Raw genomic sequence first — 23,242 nt, 5'->3', positions numbered from 1 at the left:
TACAAAATTTCTTCCGTAAAGCAAAAATTTATAAATTTTGCCTTTGCTCATAAACGGTGTATAGAAAATGCACGACAGCGGTGGAAACTGATGAAGATTGACGTGCCGAACAAAGGGGTCGACACCCCGGCCACGCAGGCAACCAGCATCTACGAGCGCCTGAAGGGGGATATCCTGTCAGCGGTGCTGGAGCCGGGCCGCAAGCTGCAACTGCGCTTCCTGATGGAACATTACGAGGCGGGCCAGACACCGCTGCGCGAAGCGCTGAACCGGCTGACGACGGAAGATCTGGTGATCGGCAAGGAGCAGCGTGGCTTTTTTGTCAAACCGATCAGTCTGGAAGAACTGGGTGAGTTGACCAAGACCCGCTGCTGGGTGGAGGGGCTGGCGCTGCGGGAATCGATGGCCAATGCCAATGCCGCCTGGGAGGAGGCCCTGCTGGTCGCGCATCACCGGCTGGAACGTGCGCCTCGCTCCCTCAATCCCGACCGTTTCGAGAGCAATCCGGAATGGGAGCGCCTGCACCGGGCCTTCCACGCGTCCCTGATCAACGGCTGCGGGTCACGCCCGCTGATCGGCTTTTGCGAGCAGTTGGCAGACCGGTTGAACCGGTATCGCGCGCTCTCCAGCCGAAAGGCGTTCAGGGTGCGAAAGGTCAACCAGGAACATGGCGACATCCTGAAGGCGGTTCTTGACCGCAAAACCAGCGAGGCTCTCGACCTGCTCCAGTGGCATTACCAGCAGACCGCCGAGTTTATCCGGGAGGATCTGGAAAAGACGGACGGGGGCGCGTTGGAGCCACCAACGTCCGCCTGACACCGGGCAGCTACTTCGCCAGGTTTTCCCGAATGAATTCCAGGATATCCGGGCCGAGGCTTTCGTCGGCCGTGCCGAAATGCTCGATGATCGATATATGGTTGTGCCCCAAGGCTGTCTTGAAGATCGGCAGCTTGCCGTCCCGCTGGAAGAGAGCATCAAGGAGCCGCTTGTTTTGCCTCTGAATGGACGGCATGTCGTTTTCCGCCACCGCCATGAACACCGGTAGCCTGCGGTCACCGACATGGCGGATGATCGACATCTGCGGGTACTGGCTGGCATCCTCTCCATAATAGATCTTGTCCTGCGGGCCGAGATCTTCGGAATCCGCAGTCGGGATCGATATCAGGATCAGGCCGCGCACGCCGTCGTCGGATGTTGGCGCCGAACGAAGGAATCCGTAGGTGGCGGCGTGCGTCGCCCCGGCGGAATTGCCGGACACGAAGATGGAGCGGATATCGCCGGAATGGGCAGCGGCATTGGCTTTCAGCCAGGCGACCGCCTTGCCGACATCCTCTCCCCCGGAAGGAAAGCGCGCCTGCGGCGCAAAGCCGTAATTGATCAAGGCAGTCGCGATGCCGTGCTGGGCAAAGTAATAGCCGAAATGTGCAACATCCTGCTTGTCGCCCCGAACAAAGCCGCCACCATGGGCAAACAGCAGGATCGGCACCTTTGCACCAGCCGGTATGTCGGTGGGCACATAGAGATCAAGCTTCTGCCTCTCGCCCTCGCCATAGGTGATGTCCCTGGTCACGATGACACCATCCTTTGAGGCTGCCTCGTGAAGCGGACGATAAAGCGCGGTCACGCCCTTGACGACATCGGGACCAAGGCGGTCGTCAAAGGCGCGAACGCCCTCCCCCACCTCCGGCGGGTTTGACGACATCTGCGCCTGGGCCGCCGTGCCCATGGCCACGCCGGCCAGGATGGTGAGCACTTTATGAACCGATCGCATGTTTTCCTCCCTCATGCGTGAACCCTTCTTTGTCTGGCGCCAGTGTCGGGAGAGGTGCCGCCTCCTCGCGGCGACCGCCCCGGCAACCGCTTATGCAACAGCCTTCGGAGCCGCGCGGAATCCCGCTTTTTCGATCCCGAGGATGGCGCAGATTTCGTCATTGTCGCCAATGTCGCCGGAAATGCCGACGGCACCGATCACCACGCCCTGCGCATCCACGATCAGAACGCCGCCCGGCGAAGGCACCATGCGCCCGCCGCTGACAGTCGCCAAAATAGTGATGAAGGCAGGGTTCTTTGCCGCGCGCTCCGTCAGTTCGCGGGTGCCGAACCCCATGCCGAGCGAGCCCCAGGCCTTGCCATAGGCGATATCGAAACGGACGATACCGGCCCCATCCTCCCGCTTGTAGGCGACGAGATGACCTCCGGCATCAAGGACGGCGACGGCGAGCGGCGCAAAGCTGCGGGACCGCGCCTCGGCAAGGGCGGCGTCGATGATGATCGTGGCGTCAGAGAGCTTCAACATGGGACGATCCAGTTTTCGGTGATTTTTGAAATTAACGGGTAACGGCCTGCCAACGCAGCAACCGTTGCTCCGCAAGCGATAGCAGGCCGCTGCCAACCAGGCCGATGGCGCCGAGGATGACAATGCCCGCGAACAGATCCGCCGAACGGAAGCTGCGGCTTGCGAGCAGAATGCTCTGGCCCAGCCCCTCGCGACTTGCCAGCATCTCGCCAACGACGGCAAGGATCAGGGAAATGGTGAGGCCGAGACGCAGGCTGGCAAGGATCATCGGCATGGCGCTTGGCAGGGCGAGTTTCCGGATGACCTGCAGACGGCTGAGACCAAGGACGGCGCTCACCTCATAAAGCCGGGGCTCCATGGCCGAGAAGCCGTGGATCGTTGCAAGCAGCATCGGCCAGAGCGCACCAAAGGCGATCACCACCAGCACCATCTGGTCGGAGAAACCCAGAAAGGCGATTGCGATGGGGATCATCGCGGAGGCCGGAAGCGGACGCAACAGTTCCAGTGTTGGCGCGATGAAGGCACGCGCCCGGCGTGACACGCCGATGAGGGCGCCAAGCATGATCCCGGCGAGCGAGGCAAGAAGCCAGCCGAGCAGCATGCGCTGTACCGTCTCCAGGGTCTGCGCCAGAAGCGGACCCCCGGCAAGACCTTTCAAGAGCGCGGTCCAGGTGCGCGCGGGGCTTGGGAAGAAGATCGGCGAGACGAGCTTAAAATCGGTGATGACCTTCCAGACGAGGATGAACGTCGCAAGGCCGAGCAGCCCCAGCAGAAGTTTTTGCATGGAAAGTTGCTTCATCGTGTCTCTCCCTTGGCGAAGGCCGGGAAGAACCGGCGTTGCGCTGCCATCAGCACAAGGCTGACCAGCCAGCCGATCACGCCGATCCAGATGAGGTAGGCAAACATTTCCGCCGGCCGCAGCGCCTGCTGCGCCATCATGATGCCGTAGCCGAGGCCGAAGGGATTGGCGGTGATTTCCACCGTCACCGCAACGACGAGGGCATAACCGGCGGCAAGTTTGAGCGACATGAAGAGTTGCGGCAGGATGGCCGGCAAGACGATCTTCGAAAGTCTGGCCGGAAAGCCCAGTTGCAGAACGGCCGAAACCTCCATCAGCCGTGGCTCGACCTCCCTCACTGCCGTGCGCGCCAGAACGACCGAAGGCCAAAGCAGCCCGAGCGCGATGATGACGATCTCCATGCGCGCGCCAAAGCCCAGCAGCATCATCACCACCGGAATGAGCGCCACCACGGGAACGGGCCGCAGCAGTTCGATGGTGAGATCGAGTGCGTCATCGGCCAGGCGAAAGAGCCCGAGGAGGATGCCGAGCAAGGAGCCGGCGCCGACACCGATGACACAGCCGCAGAAGGCGGCCATCAGTGTATCAAGGGACGCCCGCATGAGGGAACCATCCTTGAGGACGGAGAAGAAGGCCGCAACGATGGCAAGAGGGCTTGCGAGGCTGTCGCTTTCCAGCTGCGTGACGGTCGCGGCGACCTGCGCCGCCACAATGACGACGACCGGAAGCAGGGCAGCCCGCCAGCTGGTTCTGAACGCCGCCCTCATTGGTGATCATCCTTGATGAGATCGTAGAGCTCTCTGCGGAGGCGCAGGAATTCCGGGTCCTCGCGGGTGACAAGCTGATCACGCGGATGCGCCAGCCGGACATCCACCATGCGGCCGACACGGCCGGGATTGGGCTGGAGGCAGACGATGCGATCGCCCAGATAGATCGCCTCCTCCAGATCGTGGGTGACGAAGACCATGGTTGCACCGGTCGTTGCAACGAGCGAGAGAACTTCGTCCTGCAGGGCCTGCCGTGTCATGGCGTCCAGTGCACCGAAGGGCTCGTCCATCAGAAGCACCTTCGGCTCCTGGGCAAGGCACCGGGCAATCTGAAGGCGCTGCTGCATGCCGCCCGACATTTCCGAAGGATATTTGTCCGCATGGCGGCCGAGCCCGATCTTTTCCAGAAGCTCGCGGATGATCGGCGGACGCTCCCGGGCGGGGCAGCCGCGGGCTTCCAGTGCCAGCGACACGTTTCCGGCCGCCGTACGCCACGGTAGGAGCGCCTTGCCATAATCCTGGAAGACGATCGCCACCGAGCGATCCGGCCCACCGAGAGCCGATCCATCAAGCTCCACGGCACCGGATGTGGGCCGCGCCAACCCCGCAAGCATGCGCAGCAGGGTCGTCTTGCCGCAACCGGAGGGGCCGATCACGCAGAGGCTTTCCCCCGGCGCAATGTCGATGCTGATGCCGCCGATGATCTGGAGGGCGCCATAGGAGAGTGTGACATCGCGAATGCGGATGCGCGGCTCTGCCGCATGCGAAACGGGGCTCGCCATCTCGACCTGTCCGGCCTGCACGTTCATTCGGGTCATCGACATGTCAGGCTCCCTTCACGAGTGCTGCATGCGGCCCGGCGCCGGCGCCCTTCGGGTATCCATAGGCGTTCATCCGCGCGAAATACGGCATGCTGGGATGCGCCTCGAAACGGACGCGACAATCGATCACCGCGGGAAGACCGGACACCATCGCCCGCTCGAGAGCCGGCTCCAGCTCTTCCACCGTCGTCACCACTTCACCATGGCAGCCGAAGCCGCGGGCGATCTGCGCATAGTCGGTGCCCTCCAGGTCGGCGCCGAAGGAGAAATCGAAGGTCTTGCGCTGGCCCATCTTGATGACGCCCCAGGAGGCGTTGTTGTGGATGATGTTGATGATCGGCAGCCCGTAACGCCGCGCTGTATCGAGCTCGGAAAGGGTAAAGCCGAAGGCGCCGTCGCCGCAGATGTTGAAGACGGGCCGCTGCGGATACAGCAACTTCAGGGCCACCGCATAGGGGGTACCAAAGCCGAGCTGGCACATGCCTGGCTCGTGAAAGCGCGTCCGCTCGATGGGGACCGGCGTCAGGTCATTGCTCCAGAAGGAGGTGTGTCCGCCGTCATAGGCGATCAAGGCATCGTCCGGCAGCAACCTGCCGAGTTCCCGGCCGAGGCGCGCCGGATGCATGACTGCGCCATCGTCCTCAGCCATCGTCTCCAGCTTTGCCTGGTATTCGTCGTGGACGCCCCGCAGTTGGGCAAGCCAGGCGGAGCAATTGGTCATCGCCCGGGATGCGAGTGCAGACAGGAGATCCTCGAGTGCATCGGCTGCATCGGCCCATATCCCGAGCGCATGCGGGGTGTTCGCGCCAAGGCTCATCGGGTCGATGTTGATGTTGATGAGTTGGGCGTCACCCTTGGTCAGCGCGCCGCCGTCATCCCACAGCCAGGAGGAAAAACGGCAGCCGACGGCCAGGATGACGTCCGCCTCCCGAAAGGCCGCCTGAATGGCGTCTCCGCCGATGATGCCGCCCTGGCCGATGAAGTAGGGCGAATCGGACGGTACGGTGCCGATGCCCATCTGCGTCGTCAGCGCCGGTGCCTGGACGAGATCCATGAGCTTGCGGAACAGGTGTCCGCCTTCGGCCGATACGACGCCACCCCCTGCCACCAGAAGCGGGCGCCTAGCCCCCGCCAGCATCTCGGCGGCGCGTGCGATCTCTCCGGCCGGCGCCCGTGGGCCAGCCACCGATCGATATTGGTGCGGCGCAAGGGAAAAGGTGGCTTCATCGAACTGGAAGCGACCGCTGAGAACCTCCTGCGGCACGTCGAGATGAACCGGCCCCCTCCGTCCGGTCAGGGCCTGGCGAAAGGCATCCCGCACGAGATCGGGCAGCCGGCGCCCATCGTGAACCACGGCGCTCCATTTGGTGAGCGGCTTCAGAAGCGCGTGGGTATCGAGATCCATGAACATGCCGCGGTTCGGATAGGAGGCGGCGAGATGATTGTTGGAGGTGATCAACAGGAGCGGCAGATTGTTGTTGAAGGCGGTGCCCAGCCCGCCGACCAGGTTGGAGGAGCCCGGCCCCATTTCGCCGAGCGCCACACAGATCCGCCCGCTTGCGGCGGCAACCGCAGCGCCCATCAACGGGCCCGCGGCCTCGTGGCGAACGCCGAGGTAGCGGATCGACGGCTCGCGGGAAATTGCATGCAGCAGCGCGTTCAACTTGCCGCCCGCAATGCCGAAAACGAAAGGAACGGCTTCCGGAACGAGCAACCGGGTCAGCGCCTCTGCGCCTGTCATCTCAATCATCATATCACCTGTCTGGGAAGAATGGCGGGCAATGACGTGTCCCACCCGCCAAAGATGGTTGGTCGGTCGGGCTAAGGGTCAGGGCGCGATCAGGCCGGCGGTATCGATCTTGCTGCTCAACATGCCGCCCTCTTGCATGGCCTTCTGCAGATAGTCGAGCGCCGAGACCGTCGGGGTCGGCTTGCACTCGGGCAGCTCGATCTTGCTCAGGACCTCCACCGGCAGACGCGTATATTTCGAGACGATCTCGCGGGTCTTGTCCTCGTTCTTGCCGATGAAATCCGCCGCCTGGCCGAAGGCCGTACGGAAGGAGGCAATGGTCCCGGCATTGGCCTTCGCCCACTCCCGTGTCGCCACAAAGGTCGTGTAAGGAAGGTCCGCCGGGATTTCCGACATGAAGTTGAAGGCCACCTTGCCATTCGACTGGGCGACAGCACGACCGAGCGACGGCTGTCCTGCGATAATGGCATCGATCGTGCCACCCTTCAGCACATCAGCAGTGTTGGGGATCGGGACCTCGATGAAGGTAATGCTTTTCTCGGACACGTTTTTCTGCTTCAGCCACTGCCGGAACAGGATGTCGAGCGTGCCGCCGATACTCGGCGTTCCGACCTTCTTCCCAACGAGATCCTCAGGCTTTTCGATCGCCACCCCTTCTCGAACGGCAAGCCCCACATTCTTGGCGGTGCGCGGCGCTGTCACGCCGCAGTTGGCAACGACGACGAGATCGATGCCGCTCTCCACCGCCTGTAGCAGAACGGTCGGCGACACCGCAACGATCTGATGAGAGCCGGCGACCAGGGACGCCACCAGCGTCTGGTTCGAGCCGGTGGGCAGGAACTCGACCTGCAGACCGTTCTTGTCGAACAGGCCCTCATCCTTGGCGACAAAGGCCGCCTCGACTTCCGCGATCGGCGGTGTGCCGATGGCGATTTTCGTGTCCGCCAGAGCCGGAATGGCGGCGACGGCGAACGTGCCCGCGATGATGAATGCGCGTTTGAACATGGTTTCCTCCTCGAAGACGGGCTCCTCAACCCTTGGATCCTACTATTCCAACGGACTTGACTTTCATCAATAGACAGAGCGGCAGTTCAGTTATAACTTCAGATGCATATCACCGGTCTGGGATGCTTCTCGTGAACCTGCGCAAATGGGAATATTTCCTGAAAGTCGCCGAGTTCGGCAGCCTTTCGCGCGTCGCCGAAAAGCTGGATATGTCGCAACCGGCGCTCAGCCGACAGATTGCCGCTTTGGAACAGGAGATTGGAGCCTCTCTGTTTCATCGCACGGGTCGCGGCCTGACACTCACGCCGGCCGGCGAAGTGTTTCGGGTCCGGGCAGAGGCGATTCTCGAGGAGATCGCGCGGGTTCCGGGAGAGGTGACCTATGCGGCCAATACGCCGTCCGGCCGGCTTGCCTTTGGCGCCCCACCCTTCATGGGCCGCGTGCTGACAGGCGAACTGGTGGCGAGCTATGTCGAGACCTATCCGCATGTGCGGCTGCGCGTGCGCGGCGCCCATTCGTTCCAGCTGCGCGAGGCGATCTTCTTCCGCGATATCGATATCGGGATTCTGGCCGCACCGCTCACGGAACCGGACCTGCACACGGAGCCGCTGCTGATGGAGCAGCTCTATCTGGTCGGCCCGCTCGATAGCGGGCTTTCGGTGGACCAATCGATTTCCGTCGATCGGGTGGCCGACTGCCCGCTGATCCTAACGCCCCGGCCGGATGGGCTTCGCACCCTGATCGAAGGTGAATTCGCCCGCATCGGCCGCCGCGCCAAGATTGCCGTCGAGACGGAATATGCACCGATGGACGACCTCATCCGCCGCAAGGTCGGATACGCCATCATGCCCTATTGCGGCATGGTGAACTCGCCCTTGACGCAATTTGCCTGGGCACCGATCGAGGGACTGTGGGTTACCTGGCTGATCGCGACCCTGGACAATGCCGAACGGACACTGGCCTCCCGACGGTTCATCGACATGCTGCGAGACGCTGCGCGCCACAGTATCGAGCAGGGCCGATGGTCTGCGCGTTATCTCAATCACGCCGAAAAGCGAGATCGTTGAAGGGATGTTGGCGACATTGCGGGAGCCGCATGCTGGACGATCTGGAAAGCCGGATTTGGATTGGCGGCGGGGCAGCATGTCGGGCTGATCAGTGCGGACGAGAATGACGTCGGTCCTCTTGCCCGGCGTAAGAGAGCCGATCTCTTTGGAAAGCCCCAACACATGAGCGCCGCTCAAGGTACCAACACGAATGGCATCTCGATCGCCTCAGCGCCTAACCTTCTGGCCTGCAGCGTCGAAGAAATGCAGATGGGCCTGCGGAAAGCTGACATCGATTTCGCCCTGCATCCCCAGAAACTTCCGATCAAGGGTGAACGCCTTGAAAGCGACAGCGCCAAGCTTGAGGTGAACGATGATGCCAAAACCGGTGGGCTCGACAAGATCGACGGATGCTTTCAAACGGTCAGGTCCCTCCGCGCCAAGGACGACATGCTCCGGCCTGATCCCAAGCGTTCCCGTTTGCCCTTCGCCAAGGCCGATAGCCCTGCCGAGTGGCAGGACTGCGCCTCCATGAAGGGCAAAGCGGGCAGCGCCGTCGATTGCCTCGCAGCGACCTTCAAAAAAGTTCATCCCGGGCGAGCCGATGAAACCTGCCACGAACAGGTTGGCAGGATTGTCGTAAAGCTCGAGCGGACTGCCCACCTGCTGGATCACGCCACCGTGCATGGCAACGATGCGATCGGCCAGCGTCATCGCCTCAATCTGGTCGTGGGTGACATAGATGGAGGTTGCTCCAAGATCCTTATGCAGTTTCTTGATCTCGGCGCGCATCTGTTCGCGCAGGCGCGCGTCGAGGTTTGAGAGCGGCTCGTCAAACAGGAAGGCCTTCGGCTGGCGCACGATGGCGCGGCCCATGGCAACGCGCTGACGCTGGCCGCCGGATAGCGCCTTTGGCCGCCGTTCCATCAAGGGGCCGAGGCCGAGCTTGGCGGCAGCGCCGGAGACCAGAGCCTCGATCTTCTCCGTGGCAAACCGGCGGATCTTCAGACTATAGCGCATGTTGCCGGCCACGCTCATATGCGGGTAGAGCGCATAGGACTGGAACACCATGGCAATGTCGCGGTCCTTAGGCGCCCGTTCGTTCACCCGCTCTCCGTCGATGCGGATCTCCCCATCCGTGACGTGCTCGAGACCGGCAATCATGCGCAGCAATGTCGACTTGCCGCAGCCCGAGGGCCCCACCAGCACCACGAATTCGCCGTCTTCGATCTTGAGGTCGACATCATTGAGTACCGGTAGGATGCCGTAGGATTTTTGGATGTTGGCGATATCAATCGATGCCATGGGAATGCTCCATCAGCCTTTTACGGCGCCGGCCGTCAGGCCCTGAACGAGGTAACGTTGGATCAGCAGGAAGAACAGGCAGGCCGGCACGAGCGCCATGACGCCAGCCGCCATCATCTGCCCGAAATCGACCGAGAACTTTGACACGAAAGACAGTAGCCCGACCGGGAAGGTTGCCGATGCATTGCCCGAGATCAGCATGAGCGAGAACAGAAGTTCGCTCCACGCTGCGGTGAACACGAAACCAAGGGTGGCGGCGATGCCCGGAAGCGTCAGCGGCAGGATGATCTGCCGGAAGGCACCGAACTGGGTTGCGCCATCAATCATCGCCGCCTCCTCCAGATCCTTCGGAATGCCGTCGAAGAAGGACTGCATCAAGAAGGTGGCAAAGGGCACGTTGAAGGCGGAATAGACGATGACCAACCCGGTCAGGCTGTTGGTGAGGCCAAGCGGGGAGAGGATTTTGAAAATTGGCGCCACCAGCATGACAAGCGGGAACATTTGAGTGAGCAACATCAAACCGATCAGGGCGTATTTGCCACGGAATTGAAATCGCGACAGGGCATAGCCAGCCGTTGAGGCAAACAGCGTCACGATGATGGCGGTCGAGCCGGAAACGATCAGGCTGTTCTTGAAGAAGATCGGGAAATCGCTGTGCTTCAGCACGAAATCGAAATGTTCGAAGCTGGTGCGTGAAGGCCACATGCGGATGCCTTCGGAATAGAGCAGCTTGTTGGGCGTGACCGAAACCTTCAGCAGCCAGTAGAGCGGAAAGAGTGCGAAGACGAGATAGATAAGGATTGCAACGCGATGGGCTGCAATGGCGAGGACACGTTTGCCGGTCATGGGTTCAATCCTTGCTCAATAGCCATTGGCGCAAGACAACAATCAGCATCGAATAGGTGATCAAAAGCACCAGAAGCACGAGCGCGATGGCCGAGGCATAGCCGAAATCCAGCCGCTTGAAGGCCTGGGTGAAAATGTAGCTGGCCACGATCTGAGTGCGGTCGGCGGGCCCGCCATTGGTCATGACGATAATCAGGTCGGCAAAATTCGACACCCAGACGGTGCGCAACAGAACCGTGATGGCAATGGTCGGCGCCAGAAACGGCAGGGTGATCGACAGGAACCGCCGCAGGGCCCCCGCGCCGTCAATGCTTGCGGCCTCATAGAGATCGCGTGGAATGGCCTGAAGTGCTGCCAGGAGCGTAATGGCGAAAAACGGGATGCCCCACCAGACATTGGCGACAATCGGACCCCACATGGCAAGCTGCGGATCCGACAGGATGTTTGAGGGTGCCGGCAGGATGCCGAACGAAAACAGCCAGTGGGGAATGGGCCCGACCACCGGGTTGAACAGCCAGGCCCAGTTGAGGCCCGCCAGGAAACTCGGCACCGCCCAGGGCAGGAAAATCAGCGCCTGCACGACGGCCCGGCCGAAAAACGGCTTGTCCAGCAAAAGCGCCAGGATCAGGCCGAAGACGAATTGCAGGACAACCGATGCCCCCGTCCACCACAGAGTATTGCGCAGCGCCCGATAAAAGGCCTGATCCTTCGACAGGGTGACAAAATGATCAAGGCCGATGAAGCCGCCCGAAAACGGCTTCAGCAGTTGCACGTCGCGAAAGGCATAGGAGATGCCGAGCACCAGGGGCACCAGCATCACGGTGACGATCAGGATCAGCACCGGCGCGCTATAAAGATATGGCGCGGCTGCATCGGCGAACCGCTTTTTCAGCGTCCGGCGATCGCCCAGGTGGCCGGGGCGGATGGCAGCGGTTGAGGACATGGGTCGGGTATCCGGTTCGCGGCCGCCGGGAGCAGGCCGGGTTCACTGTCGGTCGGCGTGCCGGGGCCAGCAGGCGGCAAGTCCTGCGGGCCCCGGTTCCGATGCTGCTACTTGGTGGCGAGGAACTTCTTCTGCGCCGCCGTCAGGTACTCAGCCCACTGCTTGGCCAAGTCTTCGGGCGTGATATCGCCCAGCATGGCTTCCTGCGTGGTCTTGATCGCCAGGCTGTCCTTGAAATAGGCGAACTCTTCCAGATAGGTCGGCATGACTGTCGGGATGGCGTTCTTGTCGGCAAGTTCATCGAACCAGCCCTTGAACTGCTCTCCTGCATAGAAGGGATCTTTTTCCGCAGCCTTCAGCGCCGGCAGCGCGCCGATGCGCTTGTTCCACTCGATATTGCCTTCCGGGCCTTCGAGTGTTGCGATCAGTTTCCAGGACAGGTCCTTGTGGGCGCTGGCCGACATCATCGACCAACCGGCATAACCGATCGTCGGGAAGGTCTTGCCCGACGGGCCCTTGGGCATCGGCACGACGGCGTAATCGGCCGCATTCATGCGCTCGCTGATGGCGATCAGTGCATCCGGATCCTGGTCGAGCATGGCGCAGGTGCCCGTGTAGAAGCCGGCCACGATCTCGTTGAAGCCCCAGTTGACGCTGTCCTTCGGTGCATAGCCCTTCTTGTAGAGATCGACCATCCAGGTGATGCCCTTGACCCAGTCCGGCTCGCTGAACTTGGAGGTGCCATCGGCATTGAAGAAATTGTTGTCGCCGGCCATGTTGGCCGCAAACATCATCCAGCCGTTGAGGCCGCCCGGGCCGCCGCGCATGCAATAGCCATATTTGCCCGGCAGCTTGGAGATCTTTTCCGATGCCGCAACGAATTCGTCCATGGTCTTTGGCGGTCCGGAAACGCCCGCCTCGGCGAAGATCTTCTTGTTGTAGAACATCGCTCTCAGATAAAACCCGTAGGGCAGCATGTAGGCGGTCTTCTTGACGTCGCGGCCAAGTTCAAGGGCCCGATCGGTCAGGCCGCCCGTGTGCTCCCAGGTCTTGAGATAAGGTTCAAGGCTCTCGACCATGCCGTTATTGGCATAAAGCGACAACCAGGTGTCGGGCATTTCCATGACGTCGGGGATCTCGCCGGCCGACACCATGGTCGCGAACTTCTGGAACGCCTCGCCCCAGGGCAGCGAGATGATTTCGACGGTGGTGCCGGGGTTGGCCGCCTCGAACTTGGCCACGATCGACTTCAGCGTTTCCGTGCGCTCCGGGCTGGTGATGACTTCCACCAGTTTCAGCTTGGTATCGGCCAAGGCCGTGCCGGCCATCAGCGCTGTAAGAGCGGTTGCAAGGATCAGTTTCTTCATGTTCTTCCCTCCTGGTTGGTTTTCTGGCTTCAGTTGTCTTGAATGTCAGTCTGTCGCGGCGGCAAGTGCTGCCTCGAGATCACTCCAGAGAACCTCCGTTCCCTCCAGCCCGACGTGGAGCCGGACCGAGCGCGCGCTGATTCCAAAGGCTTCTGCGGAATTGGGCTGCGCCTTCTGCGCAAGCACGACTTCACCGGGCACGATGAGGCTCTCATGCCCGCCCCAGCTGACACCCAGCTTGAAAAGCTGCAGCGTGTCGGCAAAGGTGCGGACATTGACGCCTTCGCGCACAATGAACGAAAACAGGCCGGATGTACCGGTGAGGCCCGGCGGCAGTCGGTTGGCAAGACCCGGGTAACAGACGGTCTCGACAGCAGCATGGGCCTGCAGCCGCCGTGCGATCTCCACCGCCGAACGCTCATGCGCCTTCATGCGGATCGGCAGGGTGCGCAGACCACGGATCAGCAGCCAGGCATCGAACGGCGAAAGCTTGCCGCCGAGATATGGATAGGCCTCGGCGCGGATGCGGCCGATCAGGTCTTTCGATCCGGCAACAACGCCTGCTACCACATCGCTGTGGCCCCCAAGATATTTGGAGGCGGAGTGGATCACGAGATCGACACCGAGCCCAATCGGTTGCTGGAAAATCGGGCTTGCCCAACTGTTGTCGATGACGCTGAGCACGCCGTGGCTGCGGGCCAATGTGGCAAGTGCTGCGACGTCATGCGTTTCCATTATCCAGCTTGTGGGGCTTTCCATGTAGAAAAGCTTGGCGCCCGGCAGCGCGCGTGCGACCTGCGCCTCATCGCGCCCATCGACATAGGTGACCTCGACATTCATGCGCTTGAGCAGCGTGCCGAACAGCCGGTAGGCATCGGGATAGACATGGCGCACGGCAACGATCCGGTCTCCCGGCTGGACAAAGGACAGGACCGTCGAGGAAATCGCCGACATGCCGCTCGCAAAACCGAGCGCATCCTCTGCCCCTTCGAGCTTGGCCAACATCTCCTCGAACATCCGGACGGTGGGGTTCAGCCCGCGCGTATAGATCGGCCGAACCTTTTCGCCGCGATAGGAGGCGACCATGTCGTCGTAATCGGTGAAGGTGAAAAGCGAGGTCTGCACGATCGGCGGTACCACCGCGTCATAGGCATTGTTCTCGTCATGGGCGACGATGAGGGAGGCTTGCTCGAGCGGATCGAACCCGTCATTCATTGGGACATGTCCTTGATGTCTTCCTCGACAATGGCGAGGATCTTCAGTGTTTCTGCGCGTGCCGCCTCGGGATCGCGGGCGGCGATGGCGTTAAACAGCGTGCGGTGGAAGGGAAACGAGCGACGGGCGAAATCCGGTCGGTCGAACGGCCTGTCCCAGAAGCGCTCGAAGGCGCCGCGCATCTGCTCCAGCAACTGCTTGAACAGCGGGTTGTGAGTGGCGTCATAGATCGCCAGATGGAACTGCAAGTCCTCGGGGCCGGATGTGCCCTTGGACAGATGCACCCGCTCCATCTCGTTGAGCTTTCGTTCGATGTCCTCAAGGTCGGCGTCCGTGCGCCTGAGCGCGGCCACCATGCCCGCCTCCGCCTCGATGCCGCGGCGCACCTCCAGCGTCTGCAGAAGAGCGTCCCGAAGATGGGCGGTTTCCATCGATAGCGGCATGTGAATGGTGGTGCCGGAAATCGCCCGCAGCAGATAGGTTCCACTGCCCTTGCGAGCCTCAACGACACCAAGCGCCTGAAAATGCCGAATGACTTCGCGGATGGTGGATCGCCCGACTGCCAGCGCCTGCATCAACTCGCGCTCGGCAGGCAATCGATCACCGGGCTCAAGCCGGGCGCGCGCGATGTAATCTGCCAGAGCAGCCATGACCTGCTGCGCCCGGTCCGCCGTGGGAAGGGGCACAAGGACCGCTTTGTGATCCAAATTTGTCATCCGGCATCAGCTCCGATATCAGAATTGGTCTGACATCTGAGCAATAATGCAAATCAGGCCAAGCCGTCAAGGCATCAAACAGGCCAAAATAGACGGCACCCTCGGGCGAGGAACGGCGGATTGGTGCTTCGAGATTTGCGGGCCGCCCGCGTCGCGCTCATGTCAGTTGCGTCAACGCTGCCTCTTCTGGACAGTAAGCCGATCAACAAAGCAGTGGAGACGGCGTTCGGGGGACACCTACAGTTGCTATCGTGGGTTCTGCCGAGCTGAGGATACCACTCGGGAAAATCGTTCCTTACCCAGTGCCGTTTTACAAACGACAGCCCCCGGCTTTGGCATCCGGCCGTTGCATCATCCATCTACATTTGCCGTGAGTGCTTTCTCGCATGGGCAGGAATTGATTTATATTCTAACCGGTTACTGGGCGTCAGCGCATGGAGTTTCACAACTCCTCGCGCTGCTCTTGAAGGGGATCCTACCATCGACACCTTCCGGAGAACCGGAAAAGTGCAGCGGATCGGCATAACTCACAGACCCGCATGCGAGTCTTGTGTTCCGTCATTATGCCGCTAATCGGTTGGACCGTGAAACGGTTGCGCTTGACTCTCTGGTCCTCTAGCGGGCCAGGGCTTACCTCAAAATGGATTAGGTTTGCCGGGCAAAGTCAAAAGGCGCAGCTCTGCCTTGAAGGCGACTTTTGCTGGTGATTCATCCTTGTTCGCACACGTAAACCCAGACTGCTAGTACTTCGTCCGGGTGTCGTGATGTCCATTGGGCTAATCGAGACGCTGGCCACCATCCGTATCGAACAGATGGATGGCCGCAACGTCCGGCATCACATTGATCACCGTATCTGGCGACAGGTCCACGCGCTCGCGAAACACGCCGATGACCTGTGTGTTGCCAAGCAGCATCGTGACCTGCGTTTCGGCACCCATCGGCTCGACCAGCAGAACTTCCGCCCGTATGCCGGCCGGATCCAGCCGGAGATGTTCGGGCCGGATGCCTAGGATAGCCGGCCCGCCGACATGGCTTTGCGCTTTAATCGGCAATGGTACAGTCAAGCCCGCCGTCGCAAAGCCCTCCGCGGTGATCGTTCCTTCAATGAAATTCATCGAAGGCGAGCCGATGAAGCCGGCAACGAAACGGTTGGCCGGACGATCATAGAGATCGAGCGGCGCGCCGATCTGCTCCACACGTCCGCGGTTCAAAACGACGATGCGGTCGGCCATGGTCATCGCCTCGACCTGGTCATGGGTAACATAGACGGTGGTCGTCTTCAGCTTCTGGTGCAGCGACTTGATCTCGCCGCGCATAACGACGCGCAGCTTGGCATCAAGGTTCGACAATGGTTCATCGAACAGAAAGACCTGCGGATTGCGGACGATAGCTCGACCCATCGCCACGCGCTGGCGCTGACCGCCGGACAGCTGACGCGGGTAGCGGTCGAGCAGGGCTTCGAGGCCGAGAATGCCGGCCGCCCAGTTCACCCGCTCCTCGATCTCGGCCTTGCTCCCGCCGCGGTGCTCGAGCGAGAAGCCCATGTTGGTGGCCGCCGTCATGTGCGGATAGAGCGCATAGCTTTGGAACACCATGGCAATATCGCGATCCTTCGGATCGAGATCGTTGACGATGCGGCCGCCGATATCGAGCGTGCCGCCGGTGATGGTTTCGAGCCCGGCGATCATCCGCAAAAGAGTGGACTTGCCGCAGCCGGACGGACCGACCAGCACGACGAACTCGCCGTCGTTGATCTGTAGATCGACGCCATGGATGACGTTGACGGAGCCATAGCTCTTGCGAATTTCGGAAAGGGTGACCTGAGCCATGATGGGATCCCGTTGTTCAGCCCTTCAGGCCGGTATGCGCCAGTCCTTCGACGAACTGCTTCTGGGCGATGATGAAGACGATGAGAACGGGCAGCGCCGTCAGCGTGGCGGCGGCGAGCTGAATGTTCCACATCGGCCCGCCATAGGCATCAGTGTATTGCGTCAGCGCCTGCGGCAGGGTGAATTTGTCGGCACTCGACAGGAACACGATCGGTTCGAGGAACAGGTTCCACGAGTGCAGGAAGGTGAAGATCGCCACAGAGGCCAGCGCCGGCTTTGCCAGTGGCAGCGCGATCTTGCGGAAGATCTTGAAGCGTCCGAGACCATCGACGCGAGCGGCCTCCTCCAGTTCGGCCGGCAGCGTGACGAAGAACTGCCGCATCACGAAGGTGACGAACACGCTCGGTGCGCCGAAGATCGGCACCAGGATCAGCGGCCAGTGGGTGTTGACCATGCCTGCCTTCAGGAACATCTGAAACAGCGGCACGATCGTCACCTCCGAGGGGATCAGGAGGCCGAGCAGGACGATCATGAAGATCGTGTCCGCGTAGGGAAACCTGATCCGCGCGAAGGCATAGCCTGCCATCGACGACACGACCATGGTACCGATCGTGACGACAGCGGCGATATAGGCCGAATTCCAGTACTGCTGCACGAAGGGCTGCAGTTCGAAGACTTTCGAGTATGTCGTCCAGTCGTAGTTCTGCGGGATCAGCTGCGGCGGAAAGGCAAAGATGTCGCTGATCGGCTTGATCGACGAGGTGACCATCCACCAGGTCGGAAAGACGAACGGGATGAGCAGCACGCACATCAAACCGTAGAGCGCCACCCGCAGGCGCGGCGAAAGGTCAGTTTTCATAGAAGACGATCCTCTTGCGCATCTGCCACTGGGCAAAGGTCAGGACGGCAACGATGACGAAAAGCAGGATGGAGAGCGTCGAGCCGTAGCCGAAATAGTCGAACTGGAAGGCCTGCTGGTAGAGGTAATAGACCAGCACCGTGGTCGAGAGGCCGGGGCCGCCTTGGGTGAGCACCGCGATCTGCGCGAACACCTGCAGCGAACCGACGATGGTGATGATCGAGGTCAGGAGGATGGTCGGGCTGATCAGCGGCAGGGTAATGCGGCGGAACTGCTTGAACGCCGGCGCACCATCGATGCGGGCGGCTTCGTACAACTCCTTCGGCACGCCCTGAAGGGCGGCGAGGAACAGGATCATGTTGAGCCCGACATTCTTGAAGACCTGCACGACGATGACTGAGATCATCGCGGTCACGTCCTCGCGCAGCCAGTTCGGGCCTTCGATGCCGACCATCAACAGCATGCCGTTGATGCCACCGTTCTTCTGCAGGAGAAAACCCCAGACAATCGTCCAGGCGACCAGCGAGACCACGACCGGCGAGAAGAACAGCGCGCGGAAGACGGCGATGCCGGCGAGCTTCTGATTGAGCAGGACGGCCAGCAGCAGTGCCAGCGACAGGTTGAGTACGACGAGGCCGACCGAGAAGATGGTCGTGGCACCGAGCACCTCGAGCAGGTTGGTATCTTCAAGTACCATGCGGTAGTTCTGGCTGCCGGTGAAGGTGAACGTGTTGGCCAGCACGTTCCACTCATGCAGCGAATACCAGAATACCAGGCCGAGCGGCACCAGCACGAAGGTGATGATGCCGATCAGTTGCGGCGCGATGAACAGGAAGCCGGCGAGGCTGTCGCGCCGCGCAATCGTCCAGAACGGCGGCGGTGTGCCGGCCTTGGGCGTTTCGTGATGCTGATGCGCGACAGCCATGACGATCTCCTCAGCGCTTCAAGAGCGGGCCGATCTGGCCGCAGATGTTCTGCAGCGTGCCGGGCACGTCCGCTTGCGGGCGCCAGATGGCGTCGAGGTTGGAGCGGACCATCTGCTGGATCTGGGCAAAGCCGCTATGACCGGGCATGACCTTGCCGGTTGCGATGCCGTTGATCACGACCTTTTCAATCTGCTCCTGGCTGAGCAGCGGATTGGTCTTCTTCAGCACCTCGGCATTCAGCAGCGACTTGCGCGCCGACGGAAAGAACTGGCTGAGCTTCGCCGAGTTTTCCGGGTTGGTCATGTAGGCGACGAACTCCGCCGCCGTCTTGGCGTTCTTGCCCGACTGCATTACGCCGATCCCGGCCTGGCCGATCAACGCATACTCTCCGGCCGGTCCCTTCGGCAGCGGCACGAGATCCCAGGAAAATGGCTTGTCCTTCGGCAGCAGCGAGGCGCGGCTGATCTGCGTGATGGTCATCGCCGCATCTCCGGCGAAGAAGTCGACCATCTCGCCAGGGCCGGGCATCGCCTTCTTGGTGAAGATGGCGTCGTGGATGAAGGACAGGGCGTCCGCCATCGGCTTGTCGGCCATGCTGCAGGTCTTGCCCTCCTCGCTCCAGGGCGACGCGCCCCAGCCGTTCCAGACCGAGGTCAGGTACTGCCAGTTCTGATAGTTGAAGTCGCGCACGACCAGGCCGCCCTTGCCGGATTTGCCGACGGCCGATGCGGTTGCGATGGCGTTCTCCCAGGTCCAGTCGCCGCTGGCGATCATCTCGGCCGGGGTCTTTGCACCGGCGGCCTTGATGACGTCGTTGTTGACGAACATCGCAAAGGGCGAGGTCGAGAACGGATAGGCATAGAGCGCGCCATCCTGTGTCCAGCGTTCGGTCGCACCGGCGCTGACCTCCTCGAGGTTGTAGCCCTTGGCCGCCTTCAGCGTGTCGGTCAGCGGATAGAGCGCTCCGGACTTGACGAAGTCGTAGGCCGAGGTCTCGAAGATCCAGGCCATATCGGGGGCGTTGCCACCGGCAATCTGGGTGGTCAGCGCGGTCGTATAGGTGTCGAACGGCAGCGACTCGTAGGCCACAGTGACGTTCGGATGCTCCTTCTTGAAGCCGGCGGCGATATCGTTGAACAGCTTCAGATGCGCCTCGTTGGCACTCCAGATGGTCATCCGCAGGTTGACGGCGTCCTGCGCCTGGGCAATGCCGCCCAGCCCCAGAAGGCCGAGCGCGAAGACAGTAAATTTCAACGTCGGGTGATAGAGCATTCCCAGTCCTCCTCCAAAGATGGGTTCGAGCTACAGATGGTAGTATGACTTAATAAGCCGCGACCTCCGGCCAGCGGATCTCGATGCCCTCGCGGGTCAGTGCTGCCTGGAAGTCGTGAAGATGCTTGTCGTCGGCCTGCACCTGATGCGGCGCTAGGCCATTTTCGAGGCTGAAGGCCGCCAGCATTCCGGCGACCTCGCCGATATTCCATTCAACCGGATGCAGGCGGTAGCAACCGTTGGTGATATGGGTGGTACCAATGTTCTTGCCGGCCGGGATGAGGTTCTTCATCCGTTGCGGCAGAAGTGCACCGAGCGGGATTTCGAACGGGCAGGACGGCACGTCGACATAGTTGTCACCACCGGTCGAAGGGTGCAAGTCGATCCGGTACATGCCGATGCCGATACTGTCGCGGTAACGGACAGCACCCTTTTCGCCGCGCACCGTGAAGGACAGGTTCTGTTCGACAATGCGGGTGACTGGCTTGATGCGCCGGCTTTCACGCACATAGGGCGCCATGGCGAGGCCGTGCTCGGTGCCGGTGATGTCGCCACGCAGGCGCAGACCGCGATACCCCTGTCCGCCATCGAGGCGCGGTGCTTCCGTCTGCAGCCAGTAGAAGACTGAATAGGAGAGGTCGGCGGCCGACTTTAGGTGCCGTGCCTTGTCCGCCTCGGAAACGTCGATGATCGTGCCGTCCATGTAGTCAATCATCGGCCAGTTCACGAGGCAGATGTCGGATGCATAGAAGCCGGGCGCAAAGTTCTTGCGGGCGGCGATGCGCCGGAAGATCCAGAGGTTCTCGTCACCGCCACCCTTGCGCTGGTCGGCATCGACAAGAAGCGGATCATCGTCGGGGTTGGGCGTGAAGGAGCGGGTCGTGTGCTCCAGCGTGCGCGGATGCGGCGCGGTCAGGCCCAGCATCGGGCCACCCCAGAAATGCGGCTGGTATCGTTTCCAGTAGTCGTAATTGTTGGGCTTGTTGATCGTCTGGTCGCCATCCACGTGGTCGATCGCAAAGCAGATCGACACGGCCTGGACATTGTCCGGCTGCGCCTCTGGTGGGGCACTCGGCTCGCCCGTGTCGGACTGGGCCTCGAACCCCTTGGCATATTCGGTGCCGGTCATCGGCAGGAGATCGCCAAGCTCTGTCGCATCGAGGATGTAATCGGCGAAGATCACGATCTCGGCGCCACTGTCGCGGTGACGGACGGTGATCGAACGGACGGTATCTCCGTCAACGTCGGCCTCCACCGGCCGATAGGGTTGTAGCACCGTCAGGCGGTCAGCGCCGCGATAGGGGGCGAGCATGCTTTCCATGACGGCAAGGCTGACGCGTGGTTCCGCACAGATGCGGCTGACCCAGCCGCCGCCGGGATTAAGATCGCCCCAGGCGCGGGCGCCTTCGGTGAGCGGGTAGTGGTCGCGATAATACTGGCGAACAGCCTGGCGCAGCTTGCGATAGGAGCGGGTGATGCCGAATTGCTCGACCCATGTATGCTCGTCGGACGGCACGGCCTGACTGGTGAGTTGACCGCCGATCCAGTCATATTCCTCCGTCATGATGACGCGTTTGCCGGCGCGCGCAGCACCGAGTGCTGCCGCAACCCCACCAAGACCGCCACCCACGACAAGAATATCTGCTCGCATCTCTTTCACGTCATACCATCCGTTTTTTGTTCTCGATTTGAAGGACAGGGTCCCAGTGTCTCTCCCGCGACGGGCTCGCAGGGAAGAAGGATCTGGCTGCCGGCAGCGCCGGTCTCGATGCGGGTCACCAGCATGGCGGTCGCCTGCCGCCCCATCTCCTCGCGCGGGATCTCGTAGGAGGTGAAGCGCACCGCGCTGCGTCCGGCGCGGATGTGACTGCCGAGCACGATCATCGACAGGTCGCCGGGCACCGAAATTCCACGCTCGCGCGCCAGGATTTCGACGCGGACAGCGTCTGCCAGTTCTATAAAGAAGGCAGCCGTTGCGCCCGAGGACAGGATCGAATCGAGGATTTCGTCGGCCGGGCGATTGACGGTGGCGATATGCAACATCTGTTCCGCACCGGTGACCGACAACGCCGCCTGGTACCCGAGCCAGCGGTCAGCTATCGATTCCGCCGGACCTTGCGGCCCGACATAGGCCATTTTTGAATGGCCCAGCGAACGGGCCTTCTCGACCAGCGCGCGGGTGCCGGCTGCATAGTCGCCGCCGACGTAAGGAACGGGTCCGCCAGCGTCCTCACGTCGGCCGATCGCAACAAATGGGTAATCCTCGGCCACCAGCCGGGCGAGTTCTGCGCGATCAAATTCGCGCCCGAGCACAAGGCAGCCGTCGGCAATGCGCAGCCGGTTGCCCTCGGAGAAGATCTTGCGGTTGTTGCCGACGCCGGCGCTGGTCAAGAGCAGCAGGTCGTAGTTCTGCTGCTGCGCCTCTTCCTCGATGCCGAGCAAAAAGGGCGTAAAGAAATCCGCCTGGGCGCTGGGGAAAGCCGGCTCATAGGTGAAAACGCCCAAAATCCGGTTGAGGCCCTTGGCCATGCGCCGGGCGATCGGATCTGCGACGTAACCGGTCGTGCGGATGACCTTCTGCACACGTTCACGGGTTTCCGCCGGAATACGGGCGAGAGCCGTCGGCGCACCGTTCAGAACGAGCGAAACGGTGGCCTGGCTGACGCCGGCGATCTTCGCGATATCGTTTTGGGTCAGACGCTTGGTTGCTGCCACGGCCCCTCTTCAATCAGGCTCTCTTTTGCTAATGCGTATTAGCTGCTAATGCGCATTAGCAGTTTACGGACCTGTCTTGTCAAGCGAAAAATCAACGACCCAACCAAGCACGGCATCGAGCAGCTGCGGCTTGCGGTGACAGGAGGCTTGAATTCGATGGAGCTGCGCTGGGAAGGCGCTGGCTTTGCATTGCGGCTGTTCTCGCCGCCCTATCACGCTAGCCGATCAAGCGCAGATGCGCATTTTCGAAAGCGTAGCCATCATCATCTTGGGGACGGCGTGAGAGCTCCTGAAATCCGAGCATGGTAACAAGCCATTGCCTGCTGATTGTCGGTGTAAACCTCCAACTCGCGCCTTGAACCAGTTTCGAACCGTCGACCCGCCAGTAATGGGGCAAACCTGGAGATAAACGAGGCATATCAAGCATCTGGTCTATTTGGAATGTCCGCACTGGGGCCGTGACCGGACTTGCAGCTTTCGATGGACAGCGATCTAGAACGCTGTAAGTCGTGGCTTTCACGATCGCTTCCGTCCATTGGTGCCTTCTGACTTGCCTTTGTCGTAGTCGAAATATGCCGTTCGTTCGGGTCCGGGTGCTGCCTTTATTGCGGACTGCTCGGTGGGGGATGTGATGTCGAGCGCTAGGTGAAAGCTGCCACCGTGAGAGGTAGAAGGCAGACGGCACGCCTAGACGAGTTAGCGAACTCGTAGGCACACTTGTCGCGATCCTTGTGACGAGGATTGAAGATGCGGAGGCAGTTCACC

Annotated in this window: 21 protein-coding genes; 2 read left to right on the top strand and 19 right to left on the bottom strand. The window is 61.4% G+C overall.

Translation table 11 applies throughout. The features are described from left to right. The first annotated feature begins 90 nt into the window (after positions 1-90). Positions 91-816, top strand: a complete 726-nt coding sequence (locus tag J2858_RS23710) for a GntR family transcriptional regulator (RefSeq protein ID WP_210107349.1) — start codon at positions 91-93, stop codon at positions 814-816. A 10-nt stretch (positions 817-826) separates the two neighbouring features. On the opposite strand, the gene J2858_RS23705 is transcribed toward J2858_RS23710, so the two are convergent. From J2858_RS23705 to J2858_RS23675, 7 genes are all read right to left on the bottom strand, one after another. Then, positions 827-1,771, bottom strand: coding sequence for an alpha/beta hydrolase (locus J2858_RS23705; protein WP_210107348.1), 945 nt, complete (start codon positions 1,769-1,771; stop codon positions 827-829). A gap of 90 nt (positions 1,772-1,861) precedes the next feature. Next, a complete protein-coding gene (locus J2858_RS23700; protein WP_210107347.1) occupies positions 1,862-2,296 on the bottom strand; it encodes a GlcG/HbpS family heme-binding protein in 435 nt (144 codons plus the stop codon). 31 nt (positions 2,297-2,327) lie between these two features. Further along, on the bottom strand, positions 2,328-3,095 hold the full coding sequence (locus tag J2858_RS23695) for an ABC transporter permease (RefSeq protein WP_210107346.1): 768 nt from the start codon (positions 3,093-3,095) through the stop codon (positions 2,328-2,330). Continuing rightward, the gene (locus J2858_RS23690) at positions 3,092-3,862 is read right to left on the bottom strand and encodes an ABC transporter permease (protein ID WP_210107345.1); all 771 of its coding nucleotides are present in this window, start codon (positions 3,860-3,862) and stop codon (positions 3,092-3,094) included. Before J2858_RS23690 ends, J2858_RS23695 begins: the two co-directional genes overlap by 4 nt. Then, positions 3,859-4,644 carry an ABC transporter ATP-binding protein gene (locus J2858_RS23685; RefSeq protein ID WP_432443398.1) on the bottom strand — a complete coding sequence of 262 codons (786 nt, stop codon included), beginning with the start codon at positions 4,642-4,644 and terminating at the stop codon, positions 3,859-3,861. Before J2858_RS23685 ends, J2858_RS23690 begins: the two co-directional genes overlap by 4 nt. A 43-nt stretch (positions 4,645-4,687) precedes the next feature. Continuing rightward, entirely contained in the window at positions 4,688-6,433 is a 1,746-nt protein-coding gene (locus J2858_RS23680) for a thiamine pyrophosphate-binding protein (RefSeq protein ID WP_210107343.1), read from the bottom strand. Between the two features lie 78 nt (positions 6,434-6,511). Further along, positions 6,512-7,438 (bottom strand): ABC transporter substrate-binding protein, encoded by a 927-nt coding sequence (locus J2858_RS23675; protein ID WP_210107342.1) that lies wholly within the window; start codon positions 7,436-7,438, stop codon positions 6,512-6,514. 131 nt (positions 7,439-7,569) lie between these two features. Here J2858_RS23675 and J2858_RS23670 point away from each other — a divergent pair, with 131 nt between their 5' ends. After that, complete coding sequence (locus J2858_RS23670; protein ID WP_210107341.1) at positions 7,570-8,505, top strand: LysR family transcriptional regulator; 936 nt, start codon at positions 7,570-7,572, stop codon at positions 8,503-8,505. Positions 8,506-8,712: 207 nt separating this feature from the next. Here the strand turns inward: J2858_RS23670 and J2858_RS23660 are convergent, their stop codons facing one another. The 12 genes from J2858_RS23660 to J2858_RS23605 all read right to left on the bottom strand — a co-directional run bounded on the left by J2858_RS23660 (position 8,713) and on the right by J2858_RS23605 (position 22,477). Beyond that, a complete protein-coding gene (locus tag J2858_RS23660; RefSeq protein ID WP_210107340.1) occupies positions 8,713-9,789 on the bottom strand; it encodes an ABC transporter ATP-binding protein in 1,077 nt (358 codons plus the stop codon). 12 nt (positions 9,790-9,801) lie between these two features. Further along, on the bottom strand, positions 9,802-10,635 hold the full coding sequence (locus tag J2858_RS23655) for a carbohydrate ABC transporter permease (protein WP_210107339.1): 834 nt from the start codon (positions 10,633-10,635) through the stop codon (positions 9,802-9,804). A gap of 4 nt (positions 10,636-10,639) precedes the next feature. Beyond that, positions 10,640-11,578 carry a carbohydrate ABC transporter permease gene (locus J2858_RS23650; RefSeq protein ID WP_210107338.1) on the bottom strand — a complete coding sequence of 313 codons (939 nt, stop codon included), beginning with the start codon at positions 11,576-11,578 and terminating at the stop codon, positions 10,640-10,642. A gap of 107 nt (positions 11,579-11,685) precedes the next feature. Next, positions 11,686-12,945: an ABC transporter substrate-binding protein gene (locus J2858_RS23645; RefSeq protein ID WP_210107337.1), complete on the bottom strand. Its 1,260-nt coding sequence runs from the start codon at positions 12,943-12,945 to the stop codon at positions 11,686-11,688. Positions 12,946-12,990: 45 nt separating this feature from the next. Next, a complete protein-coding gene (locus J2858_RS23640; protein WP_210107336.1) occupies positions 12,991-14,160 on the bottom strand; it encodes a PLP-dependent transferase in 1,170 nt (389 codons plus the stop codon). After that, positions 14,157-14,876 (bottom strand): FadR/GntR family transcriptional regulator, encoded by a 720-nt coding sequence (locus tag J2858_RS23635; protein ID WP_210107335.1) that lies wholly within the window; start codon positions 14,874-14,876, stop codon positions 14,157-14,159. Before J2858_RS23635 ends, J2858_RS23640 begins: the two co-directional genes overlap by 4 nt. Before the next feature lie 776 nt (positions 14,877-15,652). Further along, positions 15,653-16,705 (bottom strand): ABC transporter ATP-binding protein, encoded by a 1,053-nt coding sequence (locus J2858_RS23630; RefSeq protein WP_210107334.1) that lies wholly within the window; start codon positions 16,703-16,705, stop codon positions 15,653-15,655. A gap of 16 nt (positions 16,706-16,721) precedes the next feature. Next, the gene (locus J2858_RS23625) at positions 16,722-17,564 is read right to left on the bottom strand and encodes a carbohydrate ABC transporter permease (RefSeq protein WP_210107333.1); all 843 of its coding nucleotides are present in this window, start codon (positions 17,562-17,564) and stop codon (positions 16,722-16,724) included. Next, positions 17,554-18,489, bottom strand: a complete 936-nt coding sequence (locus tag J2858_RS23620) for a carbohydrate ABC transporter permease (protein WP_210107332.1) — start codon at positions 18,487-18,489, stop codon at positions 17,554-17,556. Before J2858_RS23620 ends, J2858_RS23625 begins: the two co-directional genes overlap by 11 nt. Before the next feature lie 10 nt (positions 18,490-18,499). Beyond that, the gene (locus tag J2858_RS23615; protein WP_210107331.1) at positions 18,500-19,762 is read right to left on the bottom strand and encodes an ABC transporter substrate-binding protein; all 1,263 of its coding nucleotides are present in this window, start codon (positions 19,760-19,762) and stop codon (positions 18,500-18,502) included. A gap of 49 nt (positions 19,763-19,811) precedes the next feature. Further along, complete coding sequence (locus tag J2858_RS23610) at positions 19,812-21,413, bottom strand: FAD-dependent oxidoreductase (RefSeq protein ID WP_210107370.1); 1,602 nt, start codon at positions 21,411-21,413, stop codon at positions 19,812-19,814. A 5-nt stretch (positions 21,414-21,418) separates the two neighbouring features. Then, positions 21,419-22,477, bottom strand: coding sequence for a LacI family DNA-binding transcriptional regulator (locus J2858_RS23605; protein WP_210107330.1), 1,059 nt, complete (start codon positions 22,475-22,477; stop codon positions 21,419-21,421). Positions 22,478-23,242 lie beyond the last annotated feature (765 nt).

The sequence above is a fragment of the Neorhizobium galegae genome (genome assembly GCF_017877135.1).
GTDB lineage: Bacteria > Pseudomonadota > Alphaproteobacteria > Rhizobiales > Rhizobiaceae > Neorhizobium > Neorhizobium galegae_A.
Note: the sequence above shows the minus strand (reverse complement) of the source record. Positions and strands in the feature narration are given on the sequence as shown.